1 protein-coding gene is annotated in these 307 nt (G+C 38.1%); it reads right to left on the bottom strand.

Features of this window, described 5'->3' with window-relative positions:
* Window positions 1–307, bottom strand: a 307-nt coding sequence (locus DRF57_RS23515) for an RHS repeat-associated core domain-containing protein (RefSeq protein ID WP_133297571.1), incomplete at both ends; no start/stop codon positions are given.

Below are 307 nucleotides of genomic sequence, written 5' to 3'. Positions count from 1 at the left end.
ATTCATCACATAAGCATAAGGAGAATGAGAATAATAACTTTCTGCTAATTGGTCTATACCATTCCATCTGGCAATATCCGGCATATATTCTCTCCAGCCGTAGCTGTACATTCCGGTTTCCTGTAATTCTTTACCGTTGTATTTATTGCTTTTATAGCTGCCTTGCGCAAAATAGGAATTCCCGGTTTTTAAATGATTCATCCCGAATGGGTAGTAATCATTGGCATCTGTAATCTCAAGAACTCCTGTGCTGTTTCTTCCGTAAGAAACCCTTACATTTCCAAGCTGGTCTATGTATTGGTAAATA

Origin of the sequence: Chryseobacterium rhizosphaerae (genome assembly GCF_003385455.1) — a bacterium.
GTDB lineage: Bacteria > Bacteroidota > Bacteroidia > Flavobacteriales > Weeksellaceae > Chryseobacterium > Chryseobacterium rhizosphaerae.
The sequence above is the reverse complement of the archived record's forward strand: the minus strand, read 5'-3'. Positions and strand labels throughout refer to the sequence as shown.